Raw genomic sequence first — 14,533 nt, 5'->3', positions numbered from 1 at the left:
GCCAGGCACGCGGTCAATCGCACGAATGAGAAGCATTATTGATTTCGAACGGGGTTCCGCTCGAAGCCTTGATGGGTAAGGAGATTACCGGCTTATGCGAATTAAAGGCGGACAGGCGATATCGAATTTTTGACAACTTTTGGTCAAATCCCACTATCATGGGCCACTTTCTTCCGCGCCTGTGCGCCCGTCCGATGAAGTCGTTTCTGCTCAAGCGCTACCCGATGGCCCGCGCGCCGCTGCCGCGCGAGGTCGCCGCGACGCTCGTGAACTACCGTCACGGCGAACGCGTGACGTGGCATCAGCATCGTCATGGTCAACTGGTGTTCGCGGTCAAAGGTGTGATTCGCGTGCTCACGCCCGCGCGGACGTGGACCGTGCCGCAGTCGCGCGCGGTGTGGTTGCCGTCGGATGTCGATCACGAACTGCACGCGGTCGGCGATACGGCGCTGTGCAGCGTCTATCTGGAACCCGACGTGTTTCCGTGGCCGTGGGACGACCCGGCCGTGATCGGCGTGTCGGCCTTGTTGCGCGAACTCGCGCTCACGCTGGTGGAGGGCGCGGACAGCTATACCGCCACGAGCCGCGCGGGGCTCGCCGCGCCCTTGCTGCTGAAGGTGCTGGCGGAAACGCCCAGCCTCGCCGAGCCCGGCGTGCCCTTGCCGCGCGACGAGCGCCTGCTCAAGCTCTGCGAGCACATGATGAACGACCCCGGCAGCGATCTCTCGCTCGACTTCTGGGGCGAGCAATTCGGCGCGAGCGGGCGCACGCTCGCGCGCCGCCTGCACGCGGAGACCGGGCTGACCTTCGTGGCCTGGCGTCAGCAGATGCGCGTGGCGGAAGCGATCACGCGTCTCACGCTCGGGCACTCGGTGGCGCAGGTGGCGAAAGATCTCGGCTATCGCAGCGCGAGCGCATTCATCGTCATGTTCCGGCAGGTCACGGGCGAATCGCCGCAACGCTATCTGGCGTCGAGCTAGCTAACTCAATGTCACGCGGTAGGGGGGGCTTTGATTTTCGAGCAATTTTCCGGTTAGTCCTCGCTTGGCCTGGAGAGGATTCGTCTTTCGGCGCTCTATAAATTTTCTTTCTAATCGGAGGCCTGCTGAATCTCCATTTCGAACAGCCATATCCTTGGCGCCGGCGAGTGCGCTGCAGCGTCGTGCCCGGGCCTTGATTTGGGCAGGCGCAGGCGTAGTTCGGGGCGGTAAGGCCGAAAGTCATTTCATGAGCGGCGCAGGGGAGGCGAGAGGCGCATTTCGACCCTGAACAGCCGCCCACCTAGCCTTTGGCTCTGTCCGTACCTGCGCCGGAAGCGGTCGTAGATGGCTAGAGCGATAGACGCTTTTAGCTCACTAGTTATACAAGCCGGTAGAGCTGATCTCCGCTCGTCGCGAATAAATATCGCTTATGCATCGACTATCACGTAGAAGATTGCATGGTCCAATGCGTGTCCGATAGCGTCGATTACGCGCGATGTCGCTGTCGGGATGATCGACGCTGATAGCTTCGCATGCTAGATGGGGAAAACCGGATCATCGCTTCCCGGGATCACAAGTACCGGCACTTCGAATGAGGCAAGCGCTTCCACTGTAAGATGTGGCGTGCGCTCCTGCGCTAACGCGTGATGATGATTGACTGTTACCCATCTCGAAAACCAACTAGCAACATTGCGTCAATAAGGTGAGCCGCCCCCGGCTCGAGGCGTAGACATGAGCGAACAAATAACGCGCAAGAATCACTATGTCCCGCAGTGGTATCAACGAGGATTTCTGAAGGCGCCGCAGTCACGGCTGCACGTCCTCGAACTCGCGCCTCAAGACACGATTTTGCCGAACGGGAAGGTCATACCTGGCTCACCGCTCAGCGAGTGTTCACCGAAATACGCGTTCGTAGAACTTGATCTCTACACGACCCGCTTCGGAGACATACTTAACGACGAGGTTGAGCGGCTTCTCTTCGGGCCGATCGACAAAAGCGGGGCGGAGGCCGTTCGTGCGCTGGTCGAAAACAAGCCACAACGGATACATGATTATTTCTCCGCACTGTTCGATTTTCTCGACACACAGAAGCTGAGAACACCAAAGGGGCTTGATTCCCTTCTCGACCGCTACGGTCAGATTGGGCAGACCGCGTTGATGGTCGAGATGCAACGCTTGCGCGCCATGCATTGCACGATCTGGACGGAAGGCGTTCGCGAAGTTGTCTCCGCAAAGAACTCGGCTGTGAAATTCATCGTCTCGGACCACCCTGTCACGGTTTATCACCGTGAGTTTGCATTTGATCACAGCACTTGTAGCTATCCCAATGACCCCGGTATCGAGTTGGTCGGCTCACAGACTATCTACGCGCTCGATGGCGAACATTGCTTGATTCTTACCCACACCGAGTATGCGAAGTCTCCTTCAAACGTAGACGTTCTGGCGAAGCGCACCCATGCTCGCTACCGAGGTCACAGCTATGTCCGGACGGACGCTTTTATTCGTACCCGCGATCTGTCGTCCGACGAGGTTATCGCGATCAATCACGTCCTTAAGTCGCGCGCCAGAAAATACGTTGCTGCAGCACAGGTTGATTGGCTATATCCCGAACAATCTAACTCGCTAAGCTGGCGTGAAATAGAGCAGATCCTGTTGCCTCGGGGCGACCTTTGGAGGTTCGGTGGCGAGATGGTCATGAAGTTCAGCAACGGGACCTACCACTTTCAAGACGCTTTTGGTCGAACGTCGAAGGCTCATGAGTATCTTGCGAAGAAGCCGCCCGAAAGCGAACCGGCCGCAGACGACCGCTGCCCTTGCGGGAGTGCACAGCGATACGCGGACTGCTGCCAACCGTTACCCGCGCAAGAGCGGCCGACCTGGACGAGCTGCGGGATACGTGAGCGTAACATCGGTCTATGCAATGCGGTTTCCGACATTCTGGGTCTCAACAAGGGAAATGACTGGAACGACGTCCGTCGCGAACTCAACGACGAGCATGTGGTTCGTATTCACGAGTTTTATGAGTTCTTGTGGCCGACGGACACGTTGTTGCGCGAGTTGCTTCCACGCCCTAAGGCGAACGTCTCTCGGGCAGTTTTTCTGGGACCTGTAGATGTCCGCTCGCTTCCGTTGCTGATCATGCCTTTGCTCGATTATTTCGATGAGCTAGTCGTGCCACACCCATTCCCCAATGCGGCGGGGCTACGACCAGAATACAGTCCGACAAAGTCTCCAGCTCTTTATAGAGATCAGACGCTAAGGAATGTGCTGATGCTGCTTGAGCTAGAGGGCTTTATACGATCCGGAAAAATCCACCTTATCCCGGACCCAATGGACGTCGACGAGTTCTACCGCGCTGAGATTCTTGAGTTAGCAAAGGACCAGATGCGAGGCGTGGCGCTGAGTGATCGTGACGAACGCTATACAGAAGCGTTGGCCAAAGATGATCATAAGCGATGGATGCTCCGCGCTCACGCGGACGACCTCCTTGCGTTCGTGAAACGTAACACACCTGATCTTGCTCACGATGTCGCCGAAAAGGTTGCCGCTCATCTGAAAAAGGAAATCGAAGAAGATCCATTGATTCTCCTTCAATCAATGCCAAAGGGATCGGATAGTGGCCAACTAATGTGCTTCAAGAATTTCGGCATCGATTCAGGACTGTTCATCGCATCGATGACAGGCTCTGTCCCTTACTGCCATCTGGACGCTATCTGGGGAAAACTACACGCGGCAAACGACAAGCAGGCACAGGGTGCGGATGTCCTCGTAGAACGCCTCCCGGCGGACGCGCGATCGATAGAGATCCCTGTGCGATTGCCCGGTTCGTACGAACAAGGAGATACTCCTCGGAACGCGGATGGCGTGCAAGAAGTCATCCGAATGTTCATTAAAGTAGCATCGAGGAACGATCCCGAAGATGTTGCGCATCTAGACGCGGCGTTGAAGGCTGTCCGTGCCCAATCGCAGACCGGTATTCCGTCTAGCATCTTGGCAGATCTTGAAGCTTCGGCTCCGGCCGGTGGCTTCATGACTACGAACGCGACCCGCCTGGTTCACACATACGGGCTAACAACGTATATCAATCCGGTACCTTTAGCGTTTCGCTTTGGCTGGACAGATTAAGGATCGGCGATCCGGTACGTTGCACAGGCGCTAGGGCTGCCAAGAAATCGTGCACAGCTAGCACTCTGTCGCTGGAGACGATCCGATTTCAAAACGACATACCAAATATGAAAAACTTTCGAGAAATGGTCTCCGAGTATTTGGACGAGAATCCAGACCGGAAGAAAACGCTTACGGAAGCTGACATAGACCGATGGCTCGACGAGCACGCCGACGAGATGGTCGAAAAGTTTTCTAGTGGACTTGCGCAGGATTTGGATCGTCAACAACGAGGGTTTGTCGAAGGAATTCATTCCGAACTCGCTGGCTTTCAGAGGCGGCTATTTGAAACTTGGCATGCTCCGCTCATTCGGTTGGATTCCCTGATCGCAATGTGCATGGAGATCGGAAGCGAGATCAACGCCGAATATAGAAGTTCTGGCAAATACCCACGTTCCTCGCGACGAAATATGACGATCCGGCTCCATACGCGCGCTGTCCAGATCGCGAACGAGGTTTCTTGTCTACTAAAGGGCGGTTTCTCAGATGGAGCGATGGCGCGCTGGCGATCGCTTCATGAAACATCAGTAATACTGGCGTTTCTTGGTAGGCACGACGAGGCGCTTTCCAAGCGATTTGTGGATTTTCAGGCAATCATCCGTTTGAAGGCCGCGAGCGAATATAACGAACATCACGCCGTCCTCGGGTTTGACCAGTTCGACCAGGAGCAACTTGCTCAATTTCAGCGCGAACGCGACGCGATGCTCGTCAAATATGGTCAAAAATTTGGAGGCGAGAACGGATGGGCTACCGAGGTACTCAGGCAAAAACGAGTCACGTTTAAAGACATCGAAAAATTTGTGGAGATGCATTATCTCCGCCCTCAGTACAGCTTTGCCAGCAAGAATGTCCACTCGGGGGTCGACAGCCTCGGGTACAAACTTGCGCTGTCGATGTCTAGTCAAGAAACCTTGCTGGCTGGGCCCTCCAACGAGGGATTCATAGAGCCGATTCAATGCAGCAGTTACTCTCTGATCATCGCCACGGGCGAGCTTATAGACACAGCTCCAAACGATGAGCGATCGATTATGGAAGGCGTGCTGTGGCATTGGCATGAAAAGCTCAAGGCAGAGCTAATTGATGCCGAGGCCGCTCTTCGCCAACGCGGGTGCGGCGTTCAGGATGAAGGCTAGCGTACGGCAACACCCGTCCCGCTGCCTTGGATGACAACGTATGGAGTGGTCGGAAAGGATGTAAATCTATGTCAAAGGCAGCGTACTCTCGCGGATATAGCAGCACACGCAACGCATCTCAACAAGGAGTGTTCGCGTTGAGGGCGACGCGGCCGCTACTTGCTGGCGAGATTGATTGCTTTGTATGGCGAGGACTTTCCGATGACAGACCTCGGCGCGGAGATAGCCGCCTCCTTCGGTCGTTTTGCACCAATTCGTGCGGGGGCCGGGCCGCGTCGCATTATTTTTTGATGCTCAGCTGCGACCTCCGATGAGACGAGTGACCGGAACGCGTCGAGCTTCCGCCATACGTTATTGTTGGACGAGCGTCGCTTCATGGCCGCCTACCGACTCACACCTCGCTCAGAAACGCGCTGCGGCGGCGGACCGGCGCAGTGCGACCCGAAGCAGTCTCCCATGCGATGTTTCACTATGGCCGCTTTGTGAGGGCGGACATTTCCATTCGAAGAAGTGGATGCCGCATACGCGTATCTGCGCAGCGGTCAACATTTCGGGAAAATCGTTGTGCGCGTGTGATTGGAAACAAGCGAATGTCCGTATTAGGGACACGATCTTGAGTGACAGTTATTGGTGGCAGCTTCATGCGTTGCGACCCGTTGTTGACCCGGTGCGTGGCTTACGGCCGGACAAACCGGCGCCCGTGCACCATCGACGCACACGCGTCCTGATAAGCAGGCTGTCATGCCGGTGCGTTGCCGGCGGCTGCATCGGCGATTAGTTCCCTTCGACACGCGTTTCGCATATCGCCGTCGGCGATTTCCTTCGCGCAATCCCTTCGTAGACCGCTCGCAATAGGTGGTCCTATGATCTCCGCGAATGCTGTTCCGTCGCGCCTTACGAGATTCCATGGTCAATCCGATCCGCAGTGAAATCGATTTCGATGCTGAGGGCCGTCAGGTCGGCTATCTGCGTCTGCCGCATTCGGTGCATCGCTCAGCATATGGCTGGATCCCTATCCCCGCCGCGTCGATCCGCAACGGCAACGGGCCAACCGTCGTGCTGATGGCCGGCAATCACGGCGACGAATACGAAGGCCAGATTCTCGTTTCGCAATTGCTGCGCGAAATCGATCCGCAATGGGTGAGCGGCCAGTTGATCTTTCTGCCGATGGCGAATTTCCCGGCTGCGCAGGCGGGCACGCGCACGTCGCCGCTCGACGGCGGCAATCTGAATCGCAGTTTCCCGGGCGATCCGCAAGGTACGCCGACGGCGATCATCGCCGACTATATCGAGCACACTTTGCTCGCGCGCGCGCAGTATCTGGTCGACTTCCATTCGGGCGGCAGTTCGTTGCTCTACGATGGCGCCAACATGCTCGCGATCCAGCCTGACGACACGGAGCAGGAAACGCGTTTGCGCGCGTTGCTCGGCGCGTTCGGTTTGCCGCGCGCGTTTTTACATCCCCCCAATCCGTTGCATTCCGCCACGGCGGCCTGGCGGCAAGGTGCGATCTCGATCGTGACCGAACTAGGCGGCGCGGGCACGGTGCAAAGCCGCCTGTTGCGCGAGGCGCATCAAGGCGTTCTGCATCTGCTGGGCAGCATCGGTGCACTTGCGGGGCCGCTGGTGCCGAAGGCACCGCCGCATGAGACGCGCTTCTATCGTGTTGCTGGCGCCCGGCACTACGTTTATGCCTATGAACCGGGGATTTTCGAACCGCTTGTCGAACTCGGGCAGCGAGTGGAAGCGGGCCAGCCCGCCGCGCGCATTCACTTTCCAGAGACGCCGCTACGCGAGCCGGTGACGGTTGCGTTCGAAGCGGCTGGCGAAGTCGTATGTCAGCGCGCAGTGGCGGCCGTGCAGCGTGGCGACTGCCTGTTCCATCTCGCCGAACCTGTGTGACGCGCATGCAGACGGGTTGAAGCCCGGACGCCGACACTTGCTGCTATCGCAGCGAGTACGTTGTTACGTGCGTTCATTGGTTTTTAATAAATAAATAGTTATCCATAACGTTATTCGAATTGCTTGTTTAATTGCCTTGCGATGAACGGATAACCTTGCCTGCACCGTACCAAATTCGAATAACGTAGCGGCGCTACTTCCCCGACGATCATCTTATGAGCTACCGCATCATCGACACCACGCCGCTCGACGCGCTGGCCAAACCGTTGCTCGATGGTTTGCAGCACGAGTACGCGACGCGATACCGCGAATTTCGTAGCGACAGCGAAGCATCGGCAGCGCAGGAACTGGCGCGCTATCCGGCCACGCTGTTCGCGCCGCCCGATGGTGCGTTCATTCTCATCGAACGAGAAGGCGAGATCGTCGGCGGTGGAGCGTTCAAGCGCTATGACGCGCATACGGCGGAACTCAAGCGTATCTGGACGCACGAGAGTCAGCGGCGCAAGGGTGTCGCGCGCCGGGTTGTCGAGGAACTGGAGGCGCGCGCAGTACGGCTCGGTTATCAACGCATTTATCTGACCACGGGATTCAGGCAACCCGAGGCTTGGGGACTCTACCTCGACACTCACTACGTGCCGCTTTTCGATCGTGCGATCGCGCCGGAAATTCATGTGCGGCTGCCGTTCGGAAAGGATTTGCGCAGTCCGGGCAACGTCGATTCGCTCGACGATCTGCGCGCCCGCGAACCGCTCGGCGCCCGCCGCTGAGTGGACCATCATCCACCCCATCGATCCTTCGAACATGACATTCAAACAAAAGCTTGCGATGCTGAGCGGCGCGCTCACGCTCGGTCTCGGCGCGGTGCTCGCGACCAGCACGTGGGCGGCGGAGCAATTCGATCTGAGCCCCGAGCAGCACGGCCGTCCTCGCGCCAGCGCCGACGCCGCCGCGATCACGGCCGTGCCGCCTGGTTTTTCGTTCGCGGAAAAGGACACCCTCACGATCGGCATCGTACCCGCGCTGCCGCCGATCAGCACCTACGCGACCGATGCGCGCACCGTGGTCGGCTTCGACCCGGATCTCTCACAGGTGGTGGCCGACGGCCTCGGACGCAAGCTGCGGCTCGTGACGCTCGCGTGGCCCGATTGGCCGCTCGCGTTGCAGTCTGGGAAAGTCGATGCCGTGGTGTCGAATGTGACCGTGACCGAGGAGCGCAAGGAAAAGTTCGACTTCTCGACTTATCGCCGCGATGAACTGGGCTTTTACGTGCGCACCGGCAGTCCGATCAAGTCGATCCGCGAGCCGAAGGACGTTGCGGGTCTGCGCGTGATCACCGATGCGGGCACGAATCAGGAAAAGGTCCTGCTCGAATGGAACAAGGAAAATATCGCACACGGTTTGAAACCGCTCACTGTGCAGTATTACGACGACGATGCAGTGCGTACCGTCGCGCTGCAAGCGGGCCGCGCCGATGCGATATTCAGTGTGAACGCCGTGCTGGCGTGGCAGGCAGCGGTACAGGGGAAAACGCGGCTAGTGGGCACGGTCAGCGGCGGCTGGCCGCGCACGGCGGAGGTGGCCATTACGACGCGCAAAGGTAGCGGTCTAGCCGTGCCGCTTACGCAGGTGCTCAACGACCTGATCCAGAGCGGCAAGTATGGGCAGGTGCTCACGCGCTGGAATTTGCAGTCGGAAGGTATCGCGCATTCGGCGACGAATCCGCCTGGATTGCCGAAGACCTGAGTCAGCACGCGCGTTGACTGCTCTGGCGCGCGACCTAAAGACTTCGTTGTAACGCACGGCGCGCCGTCATAGGTGCGCCGTTTGCTTTTTATACGCCGGATTTCGTGCGCGAGCGGCGAAGCATGCAAGGCCCGCGCATTAACGATTACGAATGGCCATTACGCGGAATAACCATGCGCAAAATGATTGTTTAATGAGCGCGCGACATGACTGTTATCTTTTCACCGCGCTGAAACAACACGGCGCGACGACAAAGAATGCTGGCGTAATCTTAACGTAAGATTGATAAGTCATGCAAATGAAAATGAAAAGAACGCGATTTCTCAGCGAAATCGAGGTATCGCGACCACGACGCGCGAACCTGCGCCCTCAGCCCGTCTCAACCGCGTAAGCCGGTCTCTTTTCCGGTATCCGCGTACTTCTGGTTATTTGATTAGTGATCCTTTTCGACTCGGATAAATCCGGGCGAAAGGAGAGGTGCGCGCTCACCCGCTGTACGTCCCGTAACCGATAGCTCTCCGCCAACTGGATTACCGATGCATGCAATGACAAAAAGACAGGCCACCCGTGTTGGGCAGGCCGCTCCCGGCTTGCGCATGAAGACTCTTGCACTTGCTGCCTTCGCGCTGGCGTGCCACAGCACAGCATGGGCGCAGGCCACGCCAGCGGCGGGCGCGAGCGACGCCGGCATCACGCAACCCGGGCAACCCACGCAGCCAGCGCAGCCAGCGCAGACGACTACGCGCGTCGGCGATACCGTGCAGCAAGACACGGTCGTCGTGACGGGCACGCGCACGGACACCAAGGCGAGCAAGAGCCTGACGCCCGTGGACGTCATCAGCGCCGCGCGCCTGCAGCAGACCGGACAGAGCAATCTGCGCGACGCGCTCGTTCAACTCTCGCCCGCCATCGTGCGTGAGACTTACGCGGGCGATGCCGCGGTGCTTACCGACGCGCTTTCGTTGCACGGCCTGAGCCCCGATCACGTGCTCGTGCTGGTCAACGGCAAGCGTCGTCACAGCACCGCGAATATCGCGCTTGACGGCGGTTTGAACGAAGGCTCGACCGGCGTCGATATCGACATGATTCCGGTGGCGCTGATCGATCACATCGAAATTCTGCGTGACGGTGCCGCCGCGCAATATGGTTCCGACGCGATCGCGGGCGTCATCAACATCATTCTCAAACGCAAGTCTCAGGGCGGCGAGGTGCAGAGCACGACCGGCCAGACCTACGCGGGCGATGGCTTGAAAAACACCGAGTCGGCGAATCTCGGTTTCAATCTCGGCGATAAGGGTTTCTTCGATCTCGCTGCCGAATACGCGCGCCAGAATCACACGGTGCGCACGGGGCCCGACGACTACTTCGGCACCTACGCGCCAGGCCACGGTTACTACAATCCGATCGAGGGCGATCCGTCGAGCACGCGTGAATCGGTGGGTTTCAACGCGGGCTATTCGCTTAGCGACGATGTCGAACTGTATGGTTTCGGCACCTATGCGCATCGCAACGCGAGCGCGTACCAGAACTATCGTCCGCCTTCGGTGCTGCCTGAGATCTATCCGAACGGCTTCACGCCGCAGGAAACGATCAACGAGAACGACTTTTCGGTCACGGCGGGTGTGAAGGGCGAAAACCTGTTCGGCTGGGCCTGGGATCTGAGCACGACCTACGGCGGCGATCACGCGAACATCGGCATGGTCGATTCGGCCAATACGGGGCTTTACGACGCGATCGGCTACACGCCCACGAGTTTCCATCTGTCGACGGTGAGCAATACGCAACTCACCAACAACATCGATTTTTCGCGTGCATTCCAGTTGCCGCTGCTGCCCGCGCCGGTGCAGGTGTCGTTCGGCTTCGAGCAGCGCCGGGAAACTTATACGGTGGGAGCGGGCGATCCGTACTCGTACGCGTATGGCGGCTCGCAGGCGTTGCCCGGTCTCTCGCCGGTGAGCGCAGCGGACGTGTCGCGCAACGTGATCGGCACGTATATCGACCTGTCGACGCATATCACGCCGAAATGGCAGATCGATCTCGCGGGCCGCTACGAGCATTACAACGACGTGGGCGACACGACCAACGGCAAGATCTCCACGCGTTACGACTTCACGCCGCGTTTCGCGGTGCGCGGCAGCGTCAGCTCGGGATTCCGCGCGCCGTCGCTCGCCGAGGAGTACTACACGAATATCAATGAGTCGCCGGCTTCAGCGAGCGGCTTGCTTGCGGCCAATTCGGCTGCGGCGAAGCTCATCGGCGCGCAGCCGCTCAAGTCCGAGCAATCGACGAATTACAACGTCGGCTTCGTGCTCACGCCCGTGGACAACCTGCATGTGACGCTCGATGCGTATCAGGTGAATATCCGCAATCGCATTGTGCTCGGCGGCACGGCGTCGGGCGCCGACGCCATCGCAGCGATGGAAGCGGCCGGATTGTCGGTGCCGTCGTCGGTGCCGGAATCGGCGGTGTCGGCGAGCTATTTCACCAACGGCGCGAGCACGCGCACGCGCGGCATCGACCTCATGGGCACGTGGCACACGGGCTTCGGCCATTGGGGAGCGGTGGACTGGGATCTCGGCGTGAATCTGAATACGACGTCGATCACGCACATGGCCACCAACGCGAACGGCGAGCCCGTGCTCAATGCGCAGCAGGTCGGCTGGCTCACGACTTCGACGCCGAAGAACAAGATCATCATCGGCGGCACGTGGCATCGCGACAAATGGGCGGTGACGATCCACGAAACGCGCTTTGGCCCGACGTCGGGTGAAGAGACCTATATCGTGGGCCCGAATGCGTTTTCCACCACGCAGTTCATTCACTTCGAAAACGCGGCGCGTTATGTGACCGATGTCGAAGTGCGCTACGACGTGACGAAGAAATTCCAGATCGCAGTAGGCGCCAACAATCTCTTCGATGTTTATCCGTCGAAGCTGCCGTACGAGGCGCAACTCGAAGGCGCGCAGTACGACGCGTTCGCTTCGACTATTGGTGTAAATGGCGGCTTTTATTACCTGCGCGCGCGCTATCAGTTTTAAGCGTTATGCAAGCCGCACGCTGGGCATTTCTGCAATGCATAGAAGAAATCAGTCGTACGCCTCATGGTTTGCGGTGGACATAATGTCCGGCGGGGTGTGAGCGCGTTTTTCGCAATCTTTCACCTGCGTGCGTGAGCGCGCGGGAAGGGAGTGACATGTCCTGGTCCCTTTCGATACTCGACAAGAGTCCAATCGCCGATGGCGCGAATGCGCACGGGGCGCTGCAATTTACGATTCGTCTCGCGCAGCGCGCCGAGGCGCTGGGCTATCAACGCTACTGGATCGCCGAGCATCACGGCGCGCCGGGGCTGGCGAGTTCCGCGCCTGAGATCGTGGTCTCGCATCTGCTCGCGCATACCTCGCGGCTGCGCGTGGGCTCGGGCGGCGTGATGCTCCAGCATTACAGTCCGTTCAAGGTCGCCGAAACGTTCCGCGTGCTCGCCGCGCTCGCGCCGGGCCGCGTCGATCTCGGCGTCGGCAAGGCGCCGGGCGGTTTGCCGCTCACCACGCGCGCGTTGCAGTGGTTTCACGACAAGACGAAGAAGCCCGACTTCGCACATCAACTCGCAGAACTCGACGCGTTCCTCAAATGGGGCGTGGCCGAGGATCATCCGCTCGCGGGCGCCGTGGCCTTACCCGTGCCGCCCGAACCGCCGCAGCGCATTCTGCTGGGCGGCAGCGTCGAGAGCGCGCGTCTGGCCGCCGAGCACGATTGGGCCTTCTGCTACGCGGGTCATTTCAACGGCGACGAAGCCAACATAGAGCGTTCCATCGACGCCTATCGTGAAGCCACGGGCCGCGCGCCGCTGCTCGCGCTCTACGCCTTTGCTGCGCAAACAGCGGAACAGGCGCGCGAGCAGGTCGGCGCGCTGCGCATCTTCAAGCTGCAACTCGCAACCGGCCAAAGCGTGAATCTGCCGAGCCCCGAGGCTGCTGCCGAATTCGCGCGGCAAACCGGCGTGTCCGATTACCGGCTCGACGAACTGCATCCGCACGTGATCGCCGGAACCGCCGAGGACGTACGCGACGATCTCGACGCATTACACGCACGCTTCGGCATTGAGGAATTCGTGATCGACACCCCGGTTGCCGACTACGCGTTGCGGCTCGCGTCATACGAACGCCTGGGTCACGCCGTGCACGCCGCGCGCGTGTGAGTTGCGCGTTCGAAGCAAGCGTCGATGGGCGCTTTCACTTCACACACTTTCGCTGAACGGATTGAACATGACACAACCTAACCTCACATTCGGCATCATGCTGCACGGCGCGGGCGGCCACATGAACGCGTGGAAGCACCCTGGCGGCCCGGCGGACGCGAGCGTCAATCTCGACTTCGTAACGGGCATCGCGCAAAAGGCCGAAGCCAACGGCGTGGCTTTCGCATTCGTCGCGGACGGCCTTTACATCAACGAAAAGTCGATTCCGCATTTTCTCAATCGCTTCGAGCCGATTTCGATTCTCTCCGCGCTCGCCACGGCCACAACCAGGATCGGCCTCGCGGGCACCTTGTCGACTTCGTATAGCCATCCGTTCACGGTCGCGCGCCAGTTCGCTTCGCTCGACCTGATCAGCGGCGGCCGCGCCGGATGGAATGTGGTGACGTCGCCGCTCGAGGGATCGGCGAAGAACTACGGCGGCGAACATCCCGATCACGAACTGCGCTACGAGATCGCCGATGAATATCTCGACGTCGTGCAAGGCCTGTGGGACAGCTGGGACGACGACGCTTTCGTGCGCAATCGCGCGAGCGGCCGCTTCTTCGATCGCGACAAGCTGCACACGCTCGATCACAAAGGCCGTTTCTTCGAAGTGGCGGGGCCGCTCAATATTCAGCGCTCGCCGCAGGGGCAGCCGGTGATCTTTCAGGCGGGCTCGTCGGAGTCGGGCATTGCGCTGGCCGGTAAATATGCCGACGCGGTGTTCACGCATTCGCCCTCGCTCGAAGAGACGCGCGAGTTCGCCGAGCGCGTGCGCGCCAGCGCGGTGGAGCACGGGCGCGATGCTTCCGACGTGAAGATCTTTCCCGGCATCGGGCCGATCGTGGGCGCGACGCTCGAAGAAGCCGAGGCAAAGTATGCGGCGATCCGCGATCTGCTTGATATCGACGACGCGCTCGCCTATCTGGGCCGCTTCTTCGAGCACCACGACTTTTCGCAGTATCCGCTCGATGCGCCGTTTCCCGAACTGGGCGAACTCGGCACCAACAGCTTTCGCTCGACCACCGATCGCATCAAGGCCGACGCACGCCGCAGCGGCGCGACGCTGCGCGAAGTGGCGCTCGAAGTGGCTACGCCAAAGACGCAGTTCCTCGGCACGGGCGAGCAGATCGCCGACGAGCTGATCCGCTGGCTCGACGCGGGCGCGGCCGACGGTTTCATCCTCGGCTTTCCGGTGCAGGCCGAAGGGCTCGACGACTTCGTCAAGCACGTGATCCCCGTGCTGGAAGCGCGTGGCCGCTACGACCGCCGCCTCAAGGGCCAGACGCTGCGCGATCACCTTGGCTTGCCGCGCCGCGAAAGCCGCTACGCCGCCGCCGCGGTGTGATGACCGACTCCACGAGCAGGAACCGCAA

9 protein-coding genes and 1 pseudogene are annotated in these 14,533 nt (G+C 59.7%); all 10 read left to right on the top strand.

The annotated features are described in order from the left end of the window. The first annotated feature begins 194 nt into the window (after window positions 1-194). The 10 genes and pseudogenes from U4Y88_RS34400 to U4Y88_RS34355 all read left to right on the top strand — a co-directional run bounded on the left by U4Y88_RS34400 (window position 195) and on the right by U4Y88_RS34355 (window position 14,505). Window positions 195-980, top strand: coding sequence for a helix-turn-helix transcriptional regulator (locus U4Y88_RS34400; protein ID WP_310632611.1), 786 nt, complete (start codon window positions 195-197; stop codon window positions 978-980). A gap of 732 nt (window positions 981-1,712) precedes the next feature. Beyond that, window positions 1,713-4,106 carry a DUF4238 domain-containing protein gene (locus U4Y88_RS34395; RefSeq protein WP_321789320.1) on the top strand — a complete coding sequence of 798 codons (2,394 nt, stop codon included), beginning with the start codon at window positions 1,713-1,715 and terminating at the stop codon, window positions 4,104-4,106. 107 nt (window positions 4,107-4,213) lie between these two features. Then, window positions 4,214-5,278, top strand: coding sequence for a DUF5677 domain-containing protein (locus U4Y88_RS34390; RefSeq protein WP_321789319.1), 1,065 nt, complete (start codon window positions 4,214-4,216; stop codon window positions 5,276-5,278). Between the two features lie 501 nt (window positions 5,279-5,779). Next, window positions 5,780-5,854: pseudogene (locus U4Y88_RS34385) on the top strand (hypothetical protein); the annotation flags it as partial. Between the two features lie 330 nt (window positions 5,855-6,184). Next, the gene (locus tag U4Y88_RS34380) at window positions 6,185-7,180 is read left to right on the top strand and encodes a succinylglutamate desuccinylase/aspartoacylase family protein (protein ID WP_321789317.1); all 996 of its coding nucleotides are present in this window, start codon (window positions 6,185-6,187) and stop codon (window positions 7,178-7,180) included. A gap of 215 nt (window positions 7,181-7,395) precedes the next feature. Then, the gene (locus U4Y88_RS34375) at window positions 7,396-7,947 is read left to right on the top strand and encodes a GNAT family N-acetyltransferase (RefSeq protein ID WP_310632617.1); all 552 of its coding nucleotides are present in this window, start codon (window positions 7,396-7,398) and stop codon (window positions 7,945-7,947) included. A 34-nt stretch (window positions 7,948-7,981) separates the two neighbouring features. After that, entirely contained in the window at window positions 7,982-8,923 is a 942-nt protein-coding gene (locus U4Y88_RS34370; RefSeq protein ID WP_415774535.1) for an ABC transporter substrate-binding protein, read from the top strand. A gap of 596 nt (window positions 8,924-9,519) precedes the next feature. After that, complete coding sequence (locus U4Y88_RS34365) at window positions 9,520-11,961, top strand: TonB-dependent receptor (protein WP_321789315.1); 2,442 nt, start codon at window positions 9,520-9,522, stop codon at window positions 11,959-11,961. A 155-nt stretch (window positions 11,962-12,116) separates the two neighbouring features. Continuing rightward, entirely contained in the window at window positions 12,117-13,118 is a 1,002-nt protein-coding gene (locus U4Y88_RS34360) for an LLM class flavin-dependent oxidoreductase (protein WP_321789313.1), read from the top strand. 67 nt (window positions 13,119-13,185) lie between these two features. After that, window positions 13,186-14,505 (top strand): LLM class flavin-dependent oxidoreductase, encoded by a 1,320-nt coding sequence (locus U4Y88_RS34355; RefSeq protein ID WP_321789311.1) that lies wholly within the window; start codon window positions 13,186-13,188, stop codon window positions 14,503-14,505. Window positions 14,506-14,533: the final 28 nt, after the last annotated feature.

This window comes from Paraburkholderia sp. J94, assembly GCF_905220285.1.
In the GTDB taxonomy this organism is placed as follows: Bacteria; Pseudomonadota; Gammaproteobacteria; order Burkholderiales; family Burkholderiaceae; genus Paraburkholderia; species Paraburkholderia tropica_A.
Note: the sequence above shows the minus strand (reverse complement) of the source record. Positions and strands in the feature narration are given on the sequence as shown.